Source organism: Sphingomonas sp. MM-1 (genome assembly GCF_000347675.2).
Classification (GTDB): domain Bacteria; phylum Pseudomonadota; class Alphaproteobacteria; order Sphingomonadales; family Sphingomonadaceae; genus Sphingomonas_E; species Sphingomonas_E fennica.
Genome location: NC_020561.1, coordinates 433,714 through 454,717 on the forward strand (window position 1 = coordinate 433,714; position 21,004 = coordinate 454,717).

Annotated in this window: 22 protein-coding genes; 10 read left to right on the forward strand and 12 right to left on the reverse strand. The window is 66.1% G+C overall.

Annotation, left to right across the window (positions count from 1 at the left end; genetic code table 11):
* Positions 1-61: 61 nt before the first annotated feature.
* The 3 genes from G432_RS02035 to G432_RS02045 all read left to right on the forward strand — a co-directional run bounded on the left by G432_RS02035 (position 62) and on the right by G432_RS02045 (position 5,311).
* Positions 62-844, forward strand: coding sequence for a type II secretion system protein N (locus tag G432_RS02035; RefSeq protein WP_144061971.1), 783 nt, complete (start codon positions 62-64; stop codon positions 842-844).
* Between the two features lie 215 nt (positions 845-1,059).
* A complete protein-coding gene (locus G432_RS02040) occupies positions 1,060-2,574 on the forward strand; it encodes a hypothetical protein (RefSeq protein WP_015457147.1) in 1,515 nt (504 codons plus the stop codon).
* Positions 2,575-2,653: 79 nt separating this feature from the next.
* A complete protein-coding gene (locus G432_RS02045) occupies positions 2,654-5,311 on the forward strand; it encodes a TonB-dependent receptor domain-containing protein (RefSeq protein ID WP_041864758.1) in 2,658 nt (885 codons plus the stop codon).
* Between the two features lie 94 nt (positions 5,312-5,405).
* On the opposite strand, the gene G432_RS02050 is transcribed toward G432_RS02045, so the two are convergent.
* The 4 genes from G432_RS02050 to petA form a co-directional block, all read right to left on the reverse strand.
* Positions 5,406-5,948, reverse strand: coding sequence for an adenine phosphoribosyltransferase (locus tag G432_RS02050; RefSeq protein WP_015457149.1), 543 nt, complete (start codon positions 5,946-5,948; stop codon positions 5,406-5,408).
* A 188-nt stretch (positions 5,949-6,136) separates the two neighbouring features.
* The gene (locus G432_RS02055) at positions 6,137-6,979 is read right to left on the reverse strand and encodes a cytochrome c1 (protein WP_015457150.1); all 843 of its coding nucleotides are present in this window, start codon (positions 6,977-6,979) and stop codon (positions 6,137-6,139) included.
* 12 nt (positions 6,980-6,991) lie between these two features.
* Positions 6,992-8,281: a cytochrome b gene (locus G432_RS02060; protein ID WP_015457151.1), complete on the reverse strand. Its 1,290-nt coding sequence runs from the start codon at positions 8,279-8,281 to the stop codon at positions 6,992-6,994.
* A gap of 11 nt (positions 8,282-8,292) precedes the next feature.
* Positions 8,293-8,859: a ubiquinol-cytochrome c reductase iron-sulfur subunit gene (gene petA, locus G432_RS02065; RefSeq protein WP_041864759.1), complete on the reverse strand. Its 567-nt coding sequence runs from the start codon at positions 8,857-8,859 to the stop codon at positions 8,293-8,295.
* Positions 8,860-9,047: 188 nt separating this feature from the next.
* On the opposite strand from petA, the gene G432_RS02070 reads away from it, so the two are divergent.
* Genes G432_RS02070 through G432_RS02080 form a run of 3 tightly spaced genes read left to right on the forward strand, consistent with a single transcriptional unit; the run spans position 9,048 to position 10,938 of the window.
* On the forward strand, positions 9,048-9,497 hold the full coding sequence (locus tag G432_RS02070; RefSeq protein ID WP_015457153.1) for a tRNA (cytidine(34)-2'-O)-methyltransferase: 450 nt from the start codon (positions 9,048-9,050) through the stop codon (positions 9,495-9,497).
* Positions 9,494-10,336 carry an oxygen-dependent coproporphyrinogen oxidase gene (hemF, locus tag G432_RS02075; RefSeq protein WP_015457154.1) on the forward strand — a complete coding sequence of 281 codons (843 nt, stop codon included), beginning with the start codon at positions 9,494-9,496 and terminating at the stop codon, positions 10,334-10,336. The genes G432_RS02070 and hemF overlap by 4 nt, the downstream gene beginning before the upstream one ends.
* Before the next feature lie 5 nt (positions 10,337-10,341).
* The gene (locus tag G432_RS02080) at positions 10,342-10,938 is read left to right on the forward strand and encodes a GNAT family N-acetyltransferase (protein WP_015457155.1); all 597 of its coding nucleotides are present in this window, start codon (positions 10,342-10,344) and stop codon (positions 10,936-10,938) included.
* Here the strand turns inward: G432_RS02080 and G432_RS02085 are convergent.
* Positions 10,935-11,735 (reverse strand): hypothetical protein, encoded by an 801-nt coding sequence (locus tag G432_RS02085; protein ID WP_015457156.1) that lies wholly within the window; start codon positions 11,733-11,735, stop codon positions 10,935-10,937. The genes G432_RS02080 and G432_RS02085 overlap by 4 nt on opposite strands.
* 120 nt (positions 11,736-11,855) lie before the next feature.
* On the opposite strand from G432_RS02085, the gene lipB reads away from it, so the two are divergent.
* From lipB to G432_RS02100, 3 genes are all read left to right on the forward strand, one after another.
* Positions 11,856-12,542 carry a lipoyl(octanoyl) transferase LipB gene (gene lipB / locus G432_RS02090; protein ID WP_015457157.1) on the forward strand — a complete coding sequence of 229 codons (687 nt, stop codon included), beginning with the start codon at positions 11,856-11,858 and terminating at the stop codon, positions 12,540-12,542.
* A 66-nt stretch (positions 12,543-12,608) separates the two neighbouring features.
* Positions 12,609-12,872, forward strand: a complete 264-nt coding sequence (locus G432_RS02095; protein ID WP_015457158.1) for a hypothetical protein — start codon at positions 12,609-12,611, stop codon at positions 12,870-12,872.
* A gap of 200 nt (positions 12,873-13,072) precedes the next feature.
* Positions 13,073-13,702 (forward strand): hypothetical protein, encoded by a 630-nt coding sequence (locus G432_RS02100; protein WP_015457159.1) that lies wholly within the window; start codon positions 13,073-13,075, stop codon positions 13,700-13,702.
* A 39-nt stretch (positions 13,703-13,741) separates the two neighbouring features.
* Here G432_RS02100 and queE read toward each other — a convergent pair whose 3' ends face one another.
* From queE to G432_RS02135, 7 genes are all read right to left on the reverse strand, one after another.
* Positions 13,742-14,389, reverse strand: coding sequence for a 7-carboxy-7-deazaguanine synthase (gene queE / locus G432_RS02105; RefSeq protein WP_015457160.1), 648 nt, complete (start codon positions 14,387-14,389; stop codon positions 13,742-13,744).
* Positions 14,386-15,078 (reverse strand): 7-cyano-7-deazaguanine synthase QueC, encoded by a 693-nt coding sequence (gene queC / locus G432_RS02110; RefSeq protein WP_015457161.1) that lies wholly within the window; start codon positions 15,076-15,078, stop codon positions 14,386-14,388. Before queC ends, queE begins: the two co-directional genes overlap by 4 nt.
* Positions 15,079-15,434: 356 nt before the next feature.
* Positions 15,435-15,860, reverse strand: a complete 426-nt coding sequence (locus G432_RS02115) for a DUF3617 domain-containing protein (RefSeq protein ID WP_236626885.1) — start codon at positions 15,858-15,860, stop codon at positions 15,435-15,437.
* A gap of 220 nt (positions 15,861-16,080) precedes the next feature.
* Entirely contained in the window at positions 16,081-17,016 is a 936-nt protein-coding gene (gene hslO / locus G432_RS02120; RefSeq protein ID WP_015457163.1) for an Hsp33 family molecular chaperone HslO, read from the reverse strand.
* Between the two features lie 108 nt (positions 17,017-17,124).
* Positions 17,125-18,054, reverse strand: coding sequence for an ornithine carbamoyltransferase (gene argF / locus G432_RS02125; protein WP_015457164.1), 930 nt, complete (start codon positions 18,052-18,054; stop codon positions 17,125-17,127).
* A complete protein-coding gene (locus G432_RS02130) occupies positions 18,051-19,247 on the reverse strand; it encodes an aspartate aminotransferase family protein (protein WP_015457165.1) in 1,197 nt (398 codons plus the stop codon). The genes argF and G432_RS02130 overlap by 4 nt, the downstream gene beginning before the upstream one ends.
* A gap of 153 nt (positions 19,248-19,400) precedes the next feature.
* Positions 19,401-20,228 carry an ABC transporter permease gene (locus tag G432_RS02135; protein ID WP_015457166.1) on the reverse strand — a complete coding sequence of 276 codons (828 nt, stop codon included), beginning with the start codon at positions 20,226-20,228 and terminating at the stop codon, positions 19,401-19,403.
* A 62-nt stretch (positions 20,229-20,290) separates the two neighbouring features.
* On the opposite strand from G432_RS02135, the gene G432_RS02140 reads away from it, so the two are divergent.
* Positions 20,291-20,980: a GcrA family cell cycle regulator gene (locus G432_RS02140; protein WP_015457167.1), complete on the forward strand. Its 690-nt coding sequence runs from the start codon at positions 20,291-20,293 to the stop codon at positions 20,978-20,980.
* The last annotated feature ends 24 nt before the right edge of the window (positions 20,981-21,004 follow it).

Sequence of the window (21,004 nt, forward strand, 5' to 3'; positions counted from 1 at the left end):
GCCGCGATCGCGGACATCGCCATGTCATGGCGCTGCAATATCGGCGCCATAAAGCCCCGTCATGGCGACACGTTTCCTACCGTCCATGGCCGGCGCGAAAGCCCAGGGTTCCGCGCGCGAATGGATGATCGCGATCGGCGCGGGCCTGCTGCTGTCGGCCGGGCTGGTGGCGCTGATCCGCCCCGCGCCGCCGGAAGGCGACTCCGGCGAGGCCGCCGTCTCCGCGCCATCGCCGATCACCGCCGAGCCCCAGGCGCCACCCCCGCCCGCGATGCCGGAGCCCCAGCCCGCGCCCGCCGCGCCATCGGCCAATATATCGGGGCTGATCCTGCGCGGCGTCATGGGGCCGAGCGCCACGGGTGCCGCGATCATCGAATTTCCCGGCGGTAGGCAGGGACGCTTCGTCGTCGGACGGGAAGTCCTGCCCGGCGTGGTCGTGAAGGCGATCGAGCCGCAATCCATCTTGCTTTCCGCCAACGGCACGGAAAGCCGCCTCGCCCTGCCCGGCGCGGACATCGCCTCGCTCGGCGGCCCGGCCAGGCCCGCCGCCCCGCCCGATCTCGCATCCCAGACCAACGCCTTCCGCACCGGCCTGACCCCCGTGAAAAGGGCGGACGGCCGCGTTACCGGCTTCACCATCCGCGAAGGCGTGAACATGCCCGCCTTCGCCGGGGCCGGCCTCAGGCCCGGTGACGTCATCGTCGGCGTCAACGGCCGCGCCTTCGCGAGCGAGGATGAGGTGAACAAGCTCGCCAACGAAATTGCAATCTCGCCGATGGTGACGTTCGAATATCGGCGCAACAACCGGACCATGGAGGCAAGACTGGAAACGACCAACCCGTAAACATGCGGTTCATTGCAGTTTCATGACAACAATATGACCGTCGGATGGCGAGGATATTTCAAATATATTTCATGTATATTCTCGGTCGTCTCATTCATCCCCTGTAATATTACTATCATTTTACCCCTCTAGGGCGACCCTCGCATCGGCACTGTCGAATCCCACGGGGCGGATTCGGGGAAAGCCGGCGGCCTGCCAAACACAGAGGGGCAAATATGAGCTATCTTCGTAACATCCTCCTCATGGGGAGCGCGCTTTCGCTGGTCGCGTGCGGCGCTGACGACGTCGCCTCGCCGGGCGACGGCGTCATCGTGACGCCCACGCCGACTCCGACCCCCACGCCCACCCCGACGCCGACTCCCACGCCGACGCCGACCCCGACGCCCACCGATTGCCCCACCGGCACCACCAACGGCGGCATCATCAGCGGTTTCCGCAACTGCGTGCTCCAGGGCCGCATCTCTTCGAACCTGCTGCTTCGGAAGATCGACGGCCTCGTCTATTCGCTTTCGGGCCGCGTCGACGTCGGCACCGATGTCGGCGGCGCGGGCACCGGCGGCCAGAGCGCCGTGCTCACGGTCGAACCGGGCGTGACCATTTTCGGATCGTCGGGCAACGACTTCCTCGTCGTGAACCGCGGCTCCCAGCTCTTCGCCGAAGGATCGGCCACCGATCCGATCATCTTCACCTCGCGGTCCAACGTCGAGGGCACGGCGACCGACAGCAGCCAGGGCCTGTGGGGCGGCGTCGTCCTGCTCGGCCGCGCGCCGATCAGCGATTGCAACACCAACACCACCGGCGGCGCGGTCGACTGCCAGAACGTGGTCGAAGGCACCACCAACGCGCTCTACGGCGGCGCCACGGCGAACGACAACAGCGGCACGCTCCGCTATGTCCAGATCCGCTATTCGGGCTTCGCGATCGCGCCGGGCAACGAGCTTCAGGGCCTCACCCTCGGCGGCGTCGGTTCGGGCACGGTGCTGGATCACATCCAGATCCACAACAGCTCGGACGACGGCATCGAAATCTTCGGCGGCCGCCCGAACCTGAAATATCTGGTCATCACCGGCGCGGACGATGACGGCCTCGATACCGACCTCGGCTACAAGGGCTTCATCCAGTTCGTGATCGCCGTGCAGCGCGACGCCAATAACGGCGACTCGATGATCGAGGCGGACTCGAACGGCAACGAAAACGCCACGCCGCGCCAAAATACGCGCCTCGCCAACTTCACCTTCATCCAGCGTTCCGAAGTGCAGGGGGAAAACACCATCCTGCTGCGCGGCGGCACCGACTATACGATGGTGAACGGCATCGTCATCGGCACCAGGAACTGCCTCGACATCGACGGCCAGGGCGGATCGACCACCCAGCCCGCCGATCCGGCCAGGGACGAAGCCGGCCCGCCGGTCTTCCATTCGATCGTGATGTCCTGCCCCACGCCGTTCCGTGACGAGACGGATACGCCCGCGGCGGAAATCCAGACGATCTTCAACAGCGGCACCAACAACAATGCCAATTACACGCCGACGCTGACGAACGTCTTCATCAACGGCGCCAACGAAGCGGCGGTGACCGCGTTCGACGCGAGCACGCTCGGCAGCTTCTTCCAGCGCACCAACTATATCGGCGCCGTCCGCGACGCGAACGACACCTGGTATGCCGGCTGGACCTGCAACGCGAGCTACGTCTCGTTCGGCAGCAGCAGCCGCAACTGCACCGCGCTCTGATCCGGCGCGCCTTCTGAACCGGGGGCGGCGGCCGCATGGGCGCCGCCCCGCACTCGTTATCAGGGATTCCGGGGGACATATGACGAAACCTCTCACCATGGGCAGCCTGCTCCTGCTCACCACCGCGCTGGTGGCGCCCTCCGCGCTGGCGCAGACAACGGGCGCGGCCGATCCGCAGGAGAAGGTCGAAGTCTCGATCCCCGGCGGCAGCGGGGGCGATATCGTCGTCACCGGCCGCAACATCCCGGAGCCGATCCGCGCCACGCCCGAGGTCGTTTCCGTCCTCTCGACGGCTGAAATCGCCCGCACCGGCGAAGGCGACATCGCCGGCGCGCTCCAGCGCGTGACCGGCCTCAGCGTCGTCGGCAACGGTTACGTGTATGTGCGCGGCCTCGGCGATCGTTATTCGGCCGCCCTTCTCAACGGCTCCCCCCTGCCCTCGCCCGAGCCGCTGAAGCGCGTGGTTCCGCTCGATATCTTCCCGACCAACGTGCTTTCCTCGGCGCTCGTCCAGAAAAGCTATTCGGTGAACTATCCGGGCGAATTCGGCGGCGGCGTGATCAACCTCACCACCAAGGCCGTGCCCACCAAGCCCTTCCTGGAATTCGGCGCCAGCGTCGGCGCGAATACCGAGACCACCGGCAAGCTCGGCTACACCTATTACGGATCGAGCACCGACTGGATCGGCTTCGACAGCGGCAATCGCGACGTGCCCGACGGCATCAAGCAGGCGATCAAGAGCGGCAAGCCGATCAACGGCGGCAACTACACCACGGCGGAGCTGCAGGGCTTCGCCTCCAGCCTCATCAATGCGCCCACCACGCTCCTGCAGCGCAACGGCGATATTCCCGCCAACTTCTCGTTCGATCTGTCGGGCGGCAAGTCCTGGGATACGGCCGGCGGGCAACTCGGCCTGATCGCCGCGGCCTCCTACAGCAACAGCTGGCGCACGCGCGACGTGCTGCAGCAGAGCTCGCTCGATCCGGAGCTCGCCGGCACGCCGCAAACCAATTTCAACACCGTCATCACCGAAAACCGCGTGCTGCTGAACGGCCTGCTCGGCCTTGGCTACGAATTCGGCGACGGCCAGGCGATCCGCTGGACCAACCTCTACATCCGCGACGTGCTGAAGCAGGGCCGCCTGTCGTCCGGCTTCGACCGCAACGTCTCCGATCCGGTCGCGGGCCAACCCGATCCGCTGATCAAGCAGAACACCTACTGGTTCGAACGCCAACTCATCGACACCCAGCTTGTCGGCGAATTCAAGTTCGGCAATTTCGATGTCGACCTGCGCGGCACCTATGCCAACTCCAAGCGCAAGTCGCCTTATGAGCGCGGCTTCAGCTACACCTACAACAACACCGCGCACGATTATATCAACAACCTCGCCTCGGGCGGGCAGAGCGCGGACATCGCCTTCAGCGACCTCAACGAGAATGTCTATGCCGCCGCGGGCGACGTCACCTATCAGCTGCCGACCGCGCTGAAGGCGAAGGTCTCGGCCGGCTACGCCTATACCAAGACGGACCGCAGCTCCTCGCGCTACCAATATCAATATTTCCGGCCGGATGGCGCTTTGCCGTTGGCGGTGGCGCAGGAACGGCCCGACTATCTGGTGTCGGACTATAATATCTACACCTACAACATCCAGCTGCGCGACGTCTCCTCCTCGCAGGGCGCGGCCGCTTATGATGCCGGGCTGGAGATCAACGCCGGCTATCTGCAGGCGGAGGCGGAATTCCTCCCCGGCCTGTCGGCAACCGCCGGCGTGCGCTACGAAGATGCCAAGGAAACCGTGCGGCCGATCGGCGAAGGGCTGGTGCAGACCAACCTCAAGAAGGATTATTTCCTGCCGGCGGCCACGATCACCTGGAACTTCGCGGAGGACATGCAGCTTCGCATCGCGGGATCGAAGACGATCGCCCGGCCTCAGTTCCGCGAGCTCGCCGAGCAGCTCTATCAGGATTATGAATCCGATCGCCAGTTCACCGGCAACCCTCGCCTGGTGGACAGCAAGCTCACCAATGCCGAGGCCCGCTACGAATATTATTTCGGCCGGGGCGAGCGGGTGACGGTGGCCGGTTTCTACAAGAAGATCGACAATCCGATCGAAACCGTGGCCTTCTTCGCTGGCGGCGGCGCGCTCCGCACCGGCTTCGCCAACGCGCCCGAAGCGCAGCTCTACGGCGGCGAGATCGAGCTTCAGAAATATTTCCCGCTTGAGCCCGTGTTCGGCAGCGCGGATTTCTGGGCCTCGCGGCGCCTGCTGGTCGCGGCCAACTACACCTACACCCATTCCAAGCTGAAGGTCGGCGACCAGATCGTCTATGGCCCGCAGCAGGATCAGATCGCGGCCAACCTGCTGTTCCGGGATGGCGCTCCGCTTACCGGCCAGTCCGATCACATCGCCAACCTGCAGATCGGCTTCGAAAGCACGGACAAGATCTCGCAGCAGACGCTGATGATCACCTATGCCAGCAAGCGCGTCACCAATCGCGGCCCGATCCAGGGCGAGGCACGCCAGCCCGATATCGTGGAAAAGCCCGGCCTGCGCTTCGATCTGGTCGCGCGCGAGGAAGTGAACTTCCTCGGCTCCACCGTCGAGATCAAGGCCGAGGCGCGCAACCTCACCGCCACCAAATATCAGGAATATCAGCAGTCGGATGCGGCGCGCATCTACCTCAACCGCTACGACATCGGCCGCAGCTTCTCGCTGGGCGCCAGCGTAAAGTTCTGATCTTTCTCGAAAGTCTAAGGCGCGCGTTCCGAAAGGAGCGCGCGCCTTTCCCTTGCGGACGGCCGTGCGCAACCCGCCCTCGGCGGAAACCCCGTCAATCGCCGTCGAACGCCACCAGCGCCCCGACCGGCACGCCCTCGGCCTCGATCTTCGCCACGCCGCCCAGATCGGGCAGGTCGATCACGAAGCCCGCGCCGCCCACCATCGCGCCCGCCTTGCGGAGCAGCCGGATCGCCGCCAGCGCCGTCCCGCCCGTCGCGATCAGGTCGTCGACCAGCAGCACCCGGCATCCCGGCACCACCGCGTCGGCATGCATCTCGATGCGATCCTCGCCATATTCCAGCGCATAGTCGACACCCACCGTCCGCCCCGGCAGCTTGCCGTTCTTGCGGATCAGCAGCAGCCCCGTTCCCAATCTCTGCGCCACCGCCGCACCGAAGATGAAGCCGCGCGCCTCGATGCCCGCGACCAGATCGAACGGCCCGTCATGCATCGTCGCCAGCCGGTCGATGGTCGCGGCCAGCCCTTCGGCATTCAGCAGCAGCGTGGTGATGTCGCGGAACTGGATACCGGGCTTCGGGAAATCGGGAATGGTGCGGATCAGCGCGGCCAGATCGGCATTGGCGGTATCGGTCATGCAGCGGTTCCCGTGGTTGGCATCACGGTTGATAAGGCAGCGACCGCTTATGGCATAGCCCCGCTACGGTCATCTTTGCCCAAACGAAATCGGCGGGAGCAGCCTCCAGGCCGCCCCCGCCGACAATCTCGATCCGGCCGAAACCGGCCTGAATGGCGGGCGACCGGAACCCGGCCGCCCGCTCATCCTCAGTGCTTGATGCCCGACCAGACGTTCCGGTAGGCCATGAAGGCCAGCCCGGTGGCGATCAGCAGGAAGATCACCACGGCAACGCCGGTGCGGTGGCGGCTCTCCAGCTTCGGCTCCGCCGTCCAGACGAGGAAGGCCGAAACGTCCTGCGCCATCTGGTCCACGGTCGCCGGAGTGCCATCGGCATAGGTGACCTGGCCGTCCGCCACCAGCGGGGGCGGCATCGCGATGTTCAGGTTCGCGAAATAGGGGTTGTAGTGCAGCCCCGTGCCGGTCTTGGAATCCGGGAACTTCTTCAGCAGTTCCGCCGGCTGGTCCTGATACCCGGTCAGCAGCGAATGGACATAGGCGGCACCGTCATGGCGGGCCTTGGTCATCAGCGACAGATCCGGCGGCAGCGCGTTGTTGTTCGCCGCACGCGCCGCAACCTCGTTGGGATAGGGCGTGGGGAACTTGTCGGCCGCCTCGGCCTTGCGCGTGGCGGGCTCGCCCGTGTCCGGGTTCACCGAAGGCACTTCGATGGCCCACTGCTTCGCGATCGCTTTCACCTCAGCTTCGGTGAAGCCGATTTCGTGCAGGTCGCGGAACGACACATATTTCAGCGAGTGGCAGGCAGCGCAGACTTCCTTGTAGACCTGGAAGCCGCGCTGGAGCTGCTGGCGATCGAACCGGCCCAGCGGACCGTTGCTCGCCAGCGCCAGCGGCTTGGGATGGAGGTGGAACTCATGCTCGGCGGTGGCGGCGGGCGGCTCCTTGATGAAGTTCACCGCGCCGACGACCAGCGAGAAGAGCAGGACGAATGCAAAACCCAGCCCGACGAGGGCACCGATGGGACGGACCATTATCGTTACCCCTTATTCCGCGGCCACGGCCTGCGCGTCGCCGGCGACTTCGCCATGCTTCGCGAGCACCGCCTCGGTGATCGAACCCGGCAGCGGCAGCGGCCGCTCGATGCGCGAGATGATCGGCAGGATGATCAGGAAGTGGGCGAAATAATAAGCCGCCGCGAGCTGCGAGATCATCACATAGGGTTCTTCCGCCGGCGCGCCGCCGCAATAGCCGAGGACGAGGACGTCCAGCACGAGAATCCAGAAGAACATCTTGAACGTCGGGCGGTAATTGCCCGAACGGACCGGCGACTTGTCCAGCCACGGCAGGAAGAACAGCAGCAGGATGGCGCTGAACATCGCCAGCACGCCCCACAGCTTCGCCGGCAGGATGAAATCCACCGTGAAGGCGCGCAGGATCGCGTAGAACGGCCAGAAATACCATTCGGGCACGATGTGCGCGGGCGTCGAAAGCGGGTTCGCCGCGATATAATTGTCCGGGTGGCCGAGATAGTTCGGCGCGAAGAACAGCATGATCGCGAAGATGATCAGGAACACGCCCAGCCCGAAGCCGTCCTTGGCCGTGTAATAAGGGTGGAACGGCACCGTATCCTGCGGCCCCTTCACATCGATGCCGGTCGGGTTCGAGGAACCCGGAATGTGCAGCGCCCAGATGTGCAGGATCACCACGGCGGCGATCACGAACGGCAGCAGATAGTGCAGCGAGAAGAAGCGGTTGAGTGCGGCGTTATCCGGCGCGAAGCCGCCGAGCAGCCACGTCTGGATCGGCTCGCCCACCAGCGGGATCGCACCGAACAAGCCGGTGATCACCTTGGCACCCCAGAAGCTCATCTGCCCCCAGGGGAGCACATAGCCCATGAAGGCGGTGGCCATCATCAGCAGGAAGATGACGAGGCCGAGCAGCCACACCATCTCGCGCGGGGCCTTGTAGGACCCGTAGAAAAGGCCGCGGAAGATATGGAGATAGACGACGATGAAGAAGAAGCTGGCGCCGTTGGCGTGCGCATAGCGCAGCATCCAGCCTGAATTCACGTCGCGCATGATATGTTCGACCGACGCGAAGGCGATGTCGCCGTTCGCCGCATAGTGCATGGCGAGCACGACGCCGGTGATGATCTGGATGGCGAGCGCCGCACCCGCGAGCACGCCGAAGTTCCAGAAATAATTGAGGTTGCGCGGCACCGGATAGCCGGCGCCCACCGCGTTATAGACGAGGCGGGGCAGCGGCAGGCGATCGTCGATCCACTGCATCACCGGATGCTTCGGCGCGTAATGATTTGCCCAGGGAAAACTCATTTCAAATCACCTCAGCCGATCTGCACGACGGTGTCGGACTTGAACGCATATTCGGGAACCTGGAGGTTCTTGGGCGCGGGGCCTTTCCGAATACGGGCGGCGGTGTCGTAGTGCGAACCGTGGCAGGGGCAGAAATAACCGCCGAACTCGCCGCGATTCTCACCCTCGCCCGCGCCCAGCGGCACGCAGCCGAGATGGGTGCAGACGCCCATGGTGATGAGCCACTGCTCCTTGCCCGCCTTGGTCCGTTCCGCCAGCGTCTGCGGATCGCGCAGGCTGTCGACGGGAACGGCATTGGCCTCCGCGATCTCCTTGGCCGTCAGGTGACGGATGAAGAGCGGCTGCTTGCGGAAGATCGTCTTGATCGCCTGTCCTTCGGCGATCTTGGACACGTCGACCTCGATGGAGGCCAGCGCCAGCACGTCCGCCGACGGATTCATCTGATTGATCAGCGGCAAAGCCACCGCGACCGCGCCCACGCCAGCGAAGCTGACGGCGGCGACGTTTATGAAGTCGCGACGCCGAACGCCTTCGCCTTCAGGCACGTCTGTTGGTTGTACTTGTTCGAGCGTCGCCATTCCGGAACCCTTGCGCTGCCACGAAATAAGCGCCCGCAAGGCAACCACCGTTGGCGACCACCCCTTAGACGCGACCGCCTGTTATTATCCCCCAGCGGTTCGGGCGCTGATAGCGTCGCATAGCACTCTTTGCCAACAGCATTTTGCGCACTCTTGCCCGGCCGGGACATATTCGCCTAGCGGGGCGCATGCGGATCGCTCTGTTCCAGCCCGACATCGCGGGCAATGTCGGCACCATTCTGCGCCTGGGCGCCTGTTTCGGCGTGCCCGTGGACATCATCGAGCCCTGCGGTTTTCCCTTTTCCGAACGCGGCCTCCGGCGCGCGGGCATGGATTATGCCGCCAGCGCCGATATCGCCCGCCATGCGGACTGGGATGCGTTCCGGGCCGCCACCGCGGGCCGCATCGTGCTGCTGACCACCAAAGCCGCCGTCCGCCTGCCCGAGGCGCGATTCCTGCCAAATGATATCCTGCTGATGGGGTCCGAAAGCGCCGGCGTTCCCGATCATGTCCACGAAGCGGCGGGCCTGGCCGTCAGGATTCCGATGCGGCCGGGATTCCGGTCCTTGAATGTCGCGGTCTCGGCTGGCATCGCGCTCGCCGAAGCCATTCGCCAGAACGGGAGCTTTCCGGAATGATCGAACTCGATGCCGAACAGGCGGCCGCGCGCGCCTGGTTCGAATCGCTGCGTGACCGCATCTGCGCCGAATTCGAAGCCATCGAGCGCGAGGCCGGCAGCGATGCCGCCTTCCAATACACCCCCTGGAATCGCGATGGCGATCCCGAGGCCGAAGGCGGCGGTGGCGTCCAGGGCGTGATGAAGGGGCGCGTTTTCGAAAAGGTGGGCGTCAACGTCTCCACCGTCGGCGGCGAATTCGCGCCTGAATTCGCCAGGACCATCCACGGCGCCGCCGAAAATCCCGGTTTTTTCGCGACCGGCATCAGCCTCGTCGCGCACATGGCCAATCCGCATGTGCCCGCCGTCCACATGAACACCCGCTTCCTGGTGACGACCAGGCGCTGGTTCGGCGGCGGCGCGGATCTCAATCCGCCCATCCCCAACGATGCCGATACCGCCGATTTCCACGCCCGGCTGAAGGCCGCCTGCGATGCGCATGACGCGGATTATTATCCCCGCTTCAAGCAGTGGGCGGACGATTATTTCTATATCCCCCACCGCAAGGTGCATCGCGGCGTGGGCGGCATCTTCTACGATCATCTCGAAGGCGATTTCGAAGCGAACTTCGCCTTCACCCGCGATGTGGGCGAGGCATTTCTCGATATCTTCCCCCGCATCGCCCGCCGCCGGATGCACGATCCGGCCAGCGCCGAGGATCGCGAACGGCTGCTCGCCTATCGGGGCCGCTATGCCGAATTCAACCTGGTCTATGATCGCGGCACCCTGTTCGGGCTCAAGACCGGCGGCAATATCGATGCGATCCTGATGAGCCTGCCGCCCGTCGCCACCTGGGCCTGAGCGCGATGCCGCTCGATCCGCTGCCGGCGGGTCAGCTCGCAGCCGTCGTCACGTCGCTGGAGATGCGTGCCCGGCCTCGGCCCGCGCCGATGCCGGCCTCGCCTCTCCGTCTCGTCCGCTGGACGGCCCCGACCAACGACGCCTATCGGACGCTGTTCCGCCGGGTGGGATCGCCATGGCTGTGGTTTTCGCGGCTGGCCATGGCCGAGGAGGAACTGGCCGCGATCCTCGCCGATCCGGCCGTGGAGCTGTTCGCCGTCGCCGATCCCCGCGGGATCGAGGTGGGCATGCTGGAACTGGACTTCCGCAGGCCCGGCGAATGCGAGATCGCCTTTCTCGGCCTCGTGCCCGATCTTGCCGGCCAGGGGCATGGCCACTGGCTGATGGCCAACGCGCTGGCGATGGGATGGCGCGCGGGGGTGGAGCGGATGTGGGTGCACACCTGCACGCTCGATCATCCCGGCGCGCTGGCTTTCTATCGCAGGTCCGGCTTCACGCCCTATGCGCTGGCGGTCGAAACCTTCGCCGATCCCCGCATCGCCGGGCTGCTGCCGCGCGACGCGGCGCCGCATGTGCCCCTGATCGCGCCCGATCCCGCTTAATCGAACAGCCGCGCCAGGTCCGGCCCCGTCAGCCGGCGATAGATCATCGTCAGCGTCGTGACGAAATAGACGGAAAGCACCGCGCTGACGCAGCCGGAAAGCAGCGCCAGCAGCAGGCGCCCGATCGCCTCCAGCCCCAGCAGCTTGCCCAGCCCGATCAGCACCGCCCCGCCCGCCAGCGATGCCGCGCCGCCGATCAGCAGGCTGCCGATGGCGAACAGCAGCATCACGCCCGCCAGCTTGGGGAAATACCCTTTGGTCAAGGCGAAGCTGCGCCGCAGCGCCGGCAGCACGCCCACCGGCTCCGCCACGATCACCACGTTCACCAGCAGCAAGCGGATGCCGACGAAGAACACGGCCGCCAGCAGCGCCAGCATATAAAGCATCAGCAGCAGCGCGGCGCCGCCGCCCATCTGCGGCGGCCCGCCCTGGCCGGGCAGCAGCGGGGCGACCGGCATGAAGGCCAGCATCGCCGCGAACGCCAGGATCAGGCTGGCACCGATCGCCACCGGCAACCGCCGCGCCGCATGGCCCAGCGCCTCCCCCACCGAAACGCCGCCGCCAAGCGCCAGCCGCGATATCGTGAGCGAGGCGAGCAGCGTCGACAGGAAGAGGATCGGCAGCGCCAGCACCCAGGGGCCGGCCGGCGTCCCGCCTTCCACCCGCGCGGGCATCGCCAGTTCCACCAGCGCGCCGGGCACCACCAGCAGCGTCAGCGCCACGGGCACCAGCAGCCCAGCCTCCCGCGCAACGAAGCGGCGGGCATCATCCCAGGCTGCGGTAATCGATAAGGCCATGCATGCTCCACGACCGGCGATGGCGATAGCGACTATGCCGGCCAGCACCCTCTACAGGGCGGGGGCACGGCCATGCAATCGGGCCTTGATCCTTTATTGCACGCATCCCAATTGGGGCGGATGAACCATGCCACGCCCGCCGTCGAATGGCCTGCCGCCATCGAATGGAACGTATCCGCCGGCCTCACCCCCTATCCCGTCGCGCTGGCGGCGATGGAGGCGCGCGTCGCCGCGATCGCCGCCGGCGATGCGGGCGAGCAGATCTGGCTGGTGGAACATCCGCCGCTCTATACGGCCGGCACCAGCGCCGATCCGGCCGAGCTTCTGGCCGGCGATCAGTTCCCCGTGTTCCGCGCCGGGCGCGGCGGGCGCTACACCTATCACGGGCCGGGCCAGCGGGTCGGCTATGCGATGATAAACCTTGCCGCGCGCGGCAGGGACGTGCGCCGCTTCGTCCACCAGCTCGAAGGCTGGCTGATCGATACGCTGGGCGATTTCGGCGTCGCCGCGCGCCGCGCCGAAGGCCGCATCGGCATCTGGGTGGACGATCCCGATGGCCGGGAAGCAAAGATCGGCGCCATCGGCGTGCGGGTGACGCGCTGGGTCACCTATCATGGCTTCGCCGTCAACATCGCGCCCGACCTCTCCCATTTCGGCGGGATCGTGCCCTGCGGGATCGCCGAATTCCCCGTCACCAGCATGGCCGCCCTCGGCCGTGCCGTGCCCATGGCCGAATTCGACGCAGCGCTCGCCGCCCGGCTCGATCCCTTCCTGGATTCGCTCTGCCAGCCCTGCCGCGACGCTTGAGGCACCGGCCGCGACCCGTTACTCCACCACCATCCCACAACCAGCCCGACCATCCAGGAGCCATTGATGCGCGATATTCTTTCCAAGCTGACCATCGGGGCGGCCGTTGCCGGCGCGCTTCTCGTTTCCGCCTGCGGCGGCAGCAAGGAAACCACCAGCACGGTCGTCGACACCAACACCGCCGAATCCTCGATGGAAGGTTCGGTGAACGACGTGACGGCCGTCGATGCGGCCGGTGCCAGCGACAATATGGTGATGGACGACAGCGCGGTTCCGGCCGACAACGCCGCCGAAACCAACGGGGCGGAGGCCGCGACGAACGCCCAATAAGCGCTCGTCCAAAGCTATTTGAGGCGGGGGCCGTCCGGCAGCGGGCGGCCCTTTTGCCGTCTCCGCCGGGGCCTGGGTGAGTCCCAACGGCCACAATCCGGCGCAATTTTGATGTTCACCCTTTATCTCCGCCCCCGCTTCATGCTTAACAGCCGCCATCAGTGGAGGGTGCAATGGTTTCACGTATAGGGCGGTTTGCCTTGGCGGCGCTGGCAACGGTGGTCACGGCGCAGGCGGCCCCAGCGGGCGCCTCCTATCTTTTCTGGGTGAAGCCCAGCTTCACGGGCGAACCCGTGCGCGGCGACGAACCGGGCATCGGCATCGCGCTTCCCAAGGCGACGCCCAAGGAATTGCAGGCCCACCTGCTCTGGAACATGCGCGCCGGCCTGAACGTGGCGGCGCTCCAATGCCAGTTCTCGCCTTCGTTGATGACGGTGCGCAATTATAACGATCTGCTGCGCCACCATGCTGGCGAGCTGAACGACGCATACAATACGCTGAACGCCTATTTCAAACGCACGACCAGCAAGACGTGGCAGAAGGCCTTCGATCAATATACGACGAAGACCTATAACGGCTTTTCCACCATGCACGCCCAGATCGGCTTCTGCGAAACGGCGGCTGCCATCGGCCGCGACGCGATCGGCCAGCCCAAGGGCAAGCTCCATCTGACCGCGGAAAACCGGATGCGCGAATTCCGCAACAGCCTGGTGCCGCAGAATGACGGCATCTTCGCGACCCGGCAGGTCCTCGCGCCGCGCCAGCTCGTGTCGCTTGCCCCGCAATGCTGGGACAAGAAGGGCCGCTACGTCGAGCGCAAGTGCGGCTGAGCTGACGCCCCGGCCGCGTCGGGACGCGGCCGCCGGCGCCTATCGCACGCCGATCAGCTTGTGCACCTGCGCGGACAGCCGCCAGCGGGGATTGGCAAGGACGAAGGCGATCGCGGCGGCGGTGGTTCCGGCGCGGTCCTCGCCGTCCATCGGCGAAACCAGGAAATGGTCGAAATCCCATTCCTCCATCGCGCGATGATCGTTGCCCGGCTGGGGCCAGACGATCTTCAGCTCGTTGCCGCGCCGCTGGACGATCTCCGTCCCGGCCTTGGGGCTCACGCAGATCCAGTCGATCCCCGCGGGCGCGGCGATGGTGCCGTTGGTCTCCACCGCGATCTCGAAACCGCGATCATGGAGCGCCGCGATCAGCGCGTCGTCCACCTGCAGCAGCGGCTCGCCGCCCGTCATCACCACGAAGGGTACGCCCCCTTCCGCGCGATCGAGCCCGGTCTCCCATAGCTCGCCGACCCTGGCAGCCAGCGCCTGCGCATCCGCGTAGCGCCCGCCATTGTCGCCATCCATTCCCACGAAATCCGTGTCGCAGAAGCGGCAGTCGGCGGTCGCGCGATCCTGTTCCCGCCCGGACCAGAGGTTGCAGCCCGAAAAACGGAGGAAGACGGCGCGGCGCCCGGCCTGCCTGCCCTCCCCCTGCAGGGTCAGGAATATCTCCTTGACCGCGTAGCTCATGGCCGGGCGGCGTAGATCGTCGGATCGGGGATGCCCGCATCCTCATATCCGCGCTGGCGCAGGCGGCAGCTGTCGCACAGGCCGCAATGCAGCCCCTCCGGCGTCGGATCGTAGCAGGACCAGCTCTGCCCCGCATCCAGCCCCAGCCGCACCGCCTCGGTGGCGATATCGGCCTTGGTCATGTGGAGAAGCGGGCTGTGGATCGTGAAGCCCCGACCCTCGACGCCCGCCTTGGTGGCGATGTCCGCCAGATTCTGGAACGCCTGGATGAAATCGGGGCGGCAATCCGGGTAGCCGGAATAATCGAGCGCATTCACGCCCAGGAAGATGTCCCGCGCGCCACAGGCCTCCGCCCAACCGAGCGCGAGCGAAAGGAAGATGGTGTTGCGGGCCGGGACGTAGGTGACCGGGATGGCATCTTCCTCCACGCCCGTCTTCGGCACGTCGATCGCATCGGTCAGCGCCGATCCGCCGAACAGGGAGAGATCTAGCGGCATGGTGATGTGGCGCGCCGCGCCCAGCATCGCCGCGATCCGCGCGGCCGCGGCCAGCTCCACGCTATGCCGCTGGTTATAGTTGACGGTCAGCGCGTTGATGGCGAAGCCCTGCTCGCGCGCAATGCCGCCCGCCACCATGGAATCGAGCCCGCCCGACAACAGCACTACGGCTCCGGGCCTGTCCTGGCTCATCTCTGTTACCTCTTCGCTTTCCCTCGGGTCCGCCGGCAACGGCGGAGGCGGCGCTCCAGACGGGCATCCGTCGTCGCGGAATTGCCGCCTGCCCTTTGGCTGATGACAAATGCCGGCGTGCAGCCCCGATCCTCCGGGCCCTTCCGCCAGGCTCGCCGCCGCTCTAGCCGATTTTGTGCGGCCGCGAAAGCAGGCGGCCGGCACCGAGCGGAAAGGCCGCGCGAACGGATGGGCGGCGATAAAAGAAGGGCCGCCCAAAGGGACGGCCCAGTTAGCCCGATCAGGGCTGGTTAGGGAGGGAATGTGCCAAACGCCGACACATGATTTCTTCTACACCGGCGCGCCTAAACCCGCGCTTAACGGCGGGTTATGCGCCGGTTAAGGCCAGGGTCCAGGCTGGCGCTCTTGGTCGGGCAATCGCCCATCCGCTGCGCATCGGCGGTGAAGGAGAAGGGCGCGTTGCCGGCGATGCCCTGCGTATCGATCGTCGCCGAACGCGGGGTCAGCAGCTTCAGCGTGGTCCGGCCCCAGCCGCTGCCGGGGCAGCTATAATGCACGGTGGCGCTGGTCCGCCGGTTATCGATCACCAGCCGGCTACACGGCGCGCCCGGATGGCGAAGCTGGACGAGGGTGCCGGCATCGGCAACGCAGACGTTGCGCGGCGCCTCGCCCTCCGGCTGCAGCCGCCACAGGCCGGGTTCCAGCATGCCGCCCGCGACCAGCGGCTGCGGCGCGGCATAAGCCGCTGGAACGGCGATGAATGGCGAAGCGATGGTAAGCATACGCAACAAGAACGAATGACGTAACATGACATCAACCCCGAATTCCCGCTGCGTTCGACCATCAACAAGCCGGTCCGGCAGCGTCGTCTTCTGACGTGGTCACGTTAAATCTTATACAACAGCCACCGATGTCGGGCGACCGCGTCGCCGCCCCGCATCCGGCATTTTCGTCGAAAGGTCTGTGAGCTTCGTCACTTCATCGGCTGATCGGTCGCTTTCGTCAGTCCGTGAAATCAGCGAGCGCGAAGCTGTAACGGCGCGAACAGAATTCGCAGTCGACATGGATCATGCCGTCCGAATCGGCCATCTCGGCGCGTTCGTCCGCCGGAAAGCGGGCGATGACCGAACGGATATGGTCGGCATTGCAGCGGCAATTCTGGCTGAGCGCGATGAGGGGCAGCACCCGCACCTCATCCTCCTCGTGGAACAGCCGCCAGGCGATCCCGTCCAGCGGCAGCGCGCCGTCGATCAGCTCGGCATCGGTGATCGTGCCGGCCAGCGCCACCACATGATCCCATTCCTCGTGGTTCTGGCGGACGTGCAGGCGCTCGCGCCCCTCCTCGCCTTCCGGCAGATGCTGGATCAGGATGCCGCCCGCGACATGCCCGTCGCGATCATTGCCGCCGGTCGCCAGGCGAACCAGGCTCGGCAACTGATCCGACTGGTTAAAATAGCTCTCCGCCGCCGCCGCCAGCGAACCGCCTTCCAGCGGCACGATGCCCTGATAGCGCTCGCCCGTGGCCGCCTGATCGAAGGTGATCGCCAGATAGCCGCGCCCGAACAGGGCGAACAGCGAAGGATCGGCCGGCATCTCGGCCAGCCGGTCGGCATCGTGGCGCACATAGCCGCGCATCTCGCCGCCGCGATAATCGCAGACGAGCAGGTCGACGACGCCGCCCTCCGTCTGCGCCTGGACGGTGAGCTGGCCGCCGGCATCCTTCAGCGTCGATCCCAGCAGCGCCGTCAGCGTCAGCGCTTCCGCCAGGAGGCGGCCGATCGCGGGCGGATAGCCATGGGCGGAAAGCACGCCATCCAGCACCGGCCCCAGGCGAACGATGCGACCGCGCGCGTGGCGCGACGGGATGGTGAAGGCCAGCGCATGATCGACATGGCCGCCAACCTGGATTTCGCTCTTGCCGTTACCGTTGGTCTTCAAGATCAATTCCTTGCGGTTCCGGCAGGGGCCGGAATTTCCAGGCCCCCATGTCGGTATGGAGGCGCCGGGATTCCAGCCCCTGCCGGAACGTTTGGGACAGGTCCGGCTTCAGCCCAGCAGGCCGAAGCACCACAGAAGCACGGATTTCTGCGCGTGCAGGCGGTTTTCCGCCTCGTCCCAGATCGCGGAATTGGGGCCGTCGAGCACCTCGTCGGTCGCTTCCTCGCCGCGATGCGCGGGCAGGCAGTGGAGGAATACCGCATCAGGCTTGGCGCCCGCCATCAGCGCGGCGTTCACCTGATAGGGCGCCATGGCCGCCAGCTTCTGCTCGGCATGCGCCTGCCCCATCGATATCCAGGTATCGGTGACGACCACGTCGGCGCCGTCCACCGCCGCCATCGGATCGCGCAGGATCGGCACGGTCAGCCCGCGCTTCAGCGCCGCGTCCAGCACCTCCATCGACGGCTCATAGCCCGTCGGGCAGCCGGCACGCACCTCGAAGCCCATCAGGCTTCCCGCCTCGATGATCGAATGGAGCACGTTGTTGCCGTCGCCCAGCCACGCCCAGCGCGTGCCGGCCAGCGCCTTGCGATGCTCGATCACGGTCAGCATGTCCGCCATGATCTGGCAGGGATGGCTGTGATCGGTCAGGCCGTTGATCACCGGCACGGTGGCATGTTCCGCCATCTCGATGATCTTGGCGTGATCGTCCGTGCGGATCATGATCGCATCGACGAAGCGCGAAAGTACCCGCGCCGTATCGGCGATCGTCTCGCCCCGGCCCAGCTGCATCGATCCCGCGTCCATCACGATGGTGGTGCCGCCCAGCTGGCGCATCGCCATGTCGAAGGACACGCGGGTCCGCGTCGAATTCTTCTCGAAGATCATCGCCAGCGTGCGGCCGGCCAGCGGCGCATCCGCATCCGCCCTGCCCTTCGGCCAGCCGGCGCGCGCCGCCTTGCGGTCGATCGCGTCGTTCAGCATCGCCGCGATCGCATCCCCGCCGGCATCGGCGAGGTCCAGGAAATGCCGGCTCACGCGGCGGCCGGCGGAGTGTAGCTCCGCGCGCCTTCCGAAAGCTTCTGGATGCATTCCTCGATATGGCTGTCGTCGATCACCAGCGGCGGCAGCACGCGGAACACGTTTTCGCCCGCCGCCACCGTCAACAGGCCATGATTATCGCGCAGATGGGCGACGAAATCGCGCGATACCGCCGGCTCCTTCATCTTGATGCCGAGCATCAGCCCCTTGCCGCGAATCTCCTCGAACAGGTGATCGTGGTTGGGCATCAGCTGCTCGAACGCCTGGCGCAGCCGCTCGCCCATCCTGGCGACATGATCCAGGAAGCCGGGCTCCAGCATCACGTCGAGGATCGCCTGCCCGGCCGCCATCGCCAGCGGATTGCCGCCATAGGTGGAGCCGTGGGTGCCGATCACCATGCCCTTGGCCGCCTCTTCCGTGGCGAGGCAGGCGCCCAGCGGGAAGCCGCCGCCTATACCCTTGGCCGCGGTCAGGATATCGGGGGTGATGCCGTAATGCTCATAGGCCCACATCTTGCCGGTGCGGCCATAGCCGCACTGGATTTCGTCGAGGATCAGCAGCAGGCCATGCTCGTCGCACGCCTTGCGCAGCCCCCGGATGAATTCGGGCGTGCCCGCCGTCATGCCGCCTTCGCCCTGCACCGTCTCCACGAGGAAACCGGCCGTCTCCTCGTCGATCGCGGCAAGCGCCGCTTCGAGATCGTTGAACTTCACATAGGTGAAGCCGGGCAGCAGCGGTTCGAAGCCGTCGCGCATCTTGGGCTGATCGGTCGCGCTGATCGCGCCCAGCGAGCGGCCGTGAAAGGCGTTCTTGAAGGTTATCAGCTTGTGCCGCTGGGGGTTGCCGTTGGCATAATGATAACGGCGCGCCGTCTTGATCGCGCATTCGATCGCCTCGACGCCCGAATTGGTGAAGAACACCGTGTCGGCAAAGCTGTTGTAGACGATGCGCTGCGCCAGCGCCTCGCCTTGCGGGCTGCCGTAGAGGTTGGAGACGTGCATCAGCGTCGCCGCCTGATCCTGAATCGCCCTGGTCAGATGCGGATGGCCATGGCCGAGCGCGTTGACGGCGATGCCGGCCGCGAAATCCAGATAGCGTTCGCCTTTCTCGCCGATCAGGTAGCAGCCCTCGCCTCGCACCGGCCGCACGCCGCACCGCGGGTAAACGGGCATGAGCGGGGTGATGGCCATCGAAACTGCTCCTTTCGCGAGAAAAAGGTCGGGAAAACTCCGGAAACGCAAAAAGGCGGCCCTGTCCGGCCGCCTTGTTCGGAACGGGCTTTTATCGCCGCCTCGCGGCCGCGACAACCCCTTGTCGATTCGCCGTTCGCGGAACGGCTTGGGCTAGTTCTTCAGCTTCCAGCCGCGGGCCAACAGCACATAGCAGATGGCGCCCAGCGCGGCGTTCACCGCCAGCAGCGCCGCCGCGCCGATCAGGATCGGCGAATCGGCGATGCCGATGAAGCCGTAGCGGAAGCCCGAGATCACGTAGAAGAAGGGGTTGGCATGGCTGATCTTCTGGAAAGCCGGGGCCAGCGCCTCGACCGAATAGAAGGTGCCCGAAAGCAGCGACAGCGGCTGCACCACGAAATTGGTGACGGCGGCCGCATGATCGAACTTCTCCGCCCAGATCGACGTCAGCACGCCCAGGAAGGAAAGCAGCGCCGATCCCATCAAGCCGAACCACACCACCGCCCAGAAATGCTGGGGCAGCACCTCGACGCCCGGCCAGAAGCACATGGCGAGCCACACCGCCAGGCCCACCAGCACCGCGCGCGTCATCGCCGCGGAAACCAGGCCGAACAGCACTTCGCCCGGCGACAGCGGCGGCATCAGATAATCGATGATCGTGCCCTGCATCTTGCCCACCAGCAGCGAGAAGCTGGAATTGGCGAAGGCATTGTTCATCATGCCCATCACGATCAGGCCGGGCGCGATGAAATTGGCGAAGGGTTCGCCCATCACCGAACGGCCGCCACCGCCCAGCGCGACCGTGAAAATCACCAGGTAGAGAAGCGTCGTCACGGCCGGCGCCCAGATCGTCTGGAGCTGGACCTTGAAGAAACGCCGCACCTCCTTGATATAGAGGGCGCGCAATCCTCCCCAGTTGACGAACGGGATCACCGGCACGCCGGGGGCGGAGCGCACCAAGTTTTCGGGCTGGTCGATCATGGGACATGCGCCTATCGACTGGCGAGCCCCACCGCAAGCGGGGCGAGAGTTAAGGACGACGAATGGCCTGGACGGACGAACGGATCGATCAGCTGAAGCGCCTCTGGGAGGCGGGCAACACCGCGAGCCAGATCGCCGAGGAACTGGGCGGGGTCAGCCGCAATGCGGTGATCGGCAAAGCCCATCGCCTCGGCCTGCAATCGCGCCCGTCGCCGGTGCGCGGCGGGGATTCCAGCGCGGCCGATGCCGCGCCCAAGGCCGCCGCGCCGAAGGCCGAGCCTGCGGCGGCCGCGCCTCCGCCTCCGCCTCCGGCGGCGCAGCCGGCTCCCCCGCCGGTCGCCAAGGCCGCTCCGCCCGCTCCGGCACCCACGCCGGCGCCCACAGCCGCCGCGCCTGCCGCTCCGGCCGCCCCGCAGACGGTGTTCCGCTCGATCGGTCCGGGCGGCTTCCAGCGCCAGTCCCCCGGCGAGCAGCAGGCCCCCTCCACGCCCGCCCCGCCCCGCCGGCTGGTGCCTGCCAAGCCTTCGGCCGAGGTTGCCGGCAAGACGAGCCTGCTCGACCTCAACGACAAGATCTGCAAATGGCCGATCGGCCATCCGGGCGAGCCGGATTTCCATTTCTGCGGTGAGCCGATCAATCCGGGCTTCCCTTATTGCCTGGATCATTGCTCGGTGGCCTATCAGGCGCAGCTTCCGCGCCGCGATCGCCGTCCGCCGCCGCCCATGCCCTATGGCGGCCCGCGCGTCCGCTAAAGGGATCGATATCCGATCAGAGAT

What these genes read in the sequence shown, in the direction of transcription:
- hemF (WP_015457154.1), top strand. Translation starts at nt 9,494, where the DNA reads ATGATCGAACTCGATGCCGAACAGGCGGCCGCGCGCGCCTGGTTCGAA.
- G432_RS02085 (WP_015457156.1), bottom strand. Translation starts at nt 11,735, where the DNA reads ATGGCCTTATCGATTACCGCAGCCTGGGATGATGCCCGCCGCTTCGTT.
- G432_RS02095 (WP_015457158.1), top strand. Translation starts at nt 12,609, where the DNA reads ATGCGCGATATTCTTTCCAAGCTGACCATCGGGGCGGCCGTTGCCGGC.
- queE (WP_015457160.1), bottom strand. Translation starts at nt 14,389, where the DNA reads ATGAGCTACGCGGTCAAGGAGATATTCCTGACCCTGCAGGGGGAGGGC.
- G432_RS02080 (WP_015457155.1), top strand. Translation starts at nt 10,342, where the DNA reads ATGCCGCTCGATCCGCTGCCGGCGGGTCAGCTCGCAGCCGTCGTCACG.
- G432_RS02115 (WP_236626885.1), bottom strand. Translation starts at nt 15,860, where the DNA reads ATGCTTACCATCGCTTCGCCATTCATCGCCGTTCCAGCGGCTTATGCC.
- G432_RS02035 (WP_144061971.1), top strand. Translation starts at nt 62, where the DNA reads ATGGCGACACGTTTCCTACCGTCCATGGCCGGCGCGAAAGCCCAGGGT.
- G432_RS02140 (WP_015457167.1), top strand. Translation starts at nt 20,291, where the DNA reads ATGGCCTGGACGGACGAACGGATCGATCAGCTGAAGCGCCTCTGGGAG.
- G432_RS02135 (WP_015457166.1), bottom strand. Translation starts at nt 20,228, where the DNA reads ATGATCGACCAGCCCGAAAACTTGGTGCGCTCCGCCCCCGGCGTGCCG.
- G432_RS02050 (WP_015457149.1), bottom strand. Translation starts at nt 5,948, where the DNA reads ATGACCGATACCGCCAATGCCGATCTGGCCGCGCTGATCCGCACCATT.
- G432_RS02130 (WP_015457165.1), bottom strand. Translation starts at nt 19,247, where the DNA reads ATGGCCATCACCCCGCTCATGCCCGTTTACCCGCGGTGCGGCGTGCGG.
- G432_RS02045 (WP_041864758.1), top strand. Translation starts at nt 2,654, where the DNA reads ATGACGAAACCTCTCACCATGGGCAGCCTGCTCCTGCTCACCACCGCG.
- queC (WP_015457161.1), bottom strand. Translation starts at nt 15,078, where the DNA reads ATGAGCCAGGACAGGCCCGGAGCCGTAGTGCTGTTGTCGGGCGGGCTC.
- petA (WP_041864759.1), bottom strand. Translation starts at nt 8,859, where the DNA reads ATGGCGACGCTCGAACAAGTACAACCAACAGACGTGCCTGAAGGCGAA.
- G432_RS02070 (WP_015457153.1), top strand. Translation starts at nt 9,048, where the DNA reads ATGCGGATCGCTCTGTTCCAGCCCGACATCGCGGGCAATGTCGGCACC.
- G432_RS02040 (WP_015457147.1), top strand. Translation starts at nt 1,060, where the DNA reads ATGAGCTATCTTCGTAACATCCTCCTCATGGGGAGCGCGCTTTCGCTG.
- lipB (WP_015457157.1), top strand. Translation starts at nt 11,856, where the DNA reads ATGAACCATGCCACGCCCGCCGTCGAATGGCCTGCCGCCATCGAATGG.
- G432_RS02060 (WP_015457151.1), bottom strand. Translation starts at nt 8,281, where the DNA reads ATGAGTTTTCCCTGGGCAAATCATTACGCGCCGAAGCATCCGGTGATG.
- G432_RS02055 (WP_015457150.1), bottom strand. Translation starts at nt 6,979, where the DNA reads ATGGTCCGTCCCATCGGTGCCCTCGTCGGGCTGGGTTTTGCATTCGTC.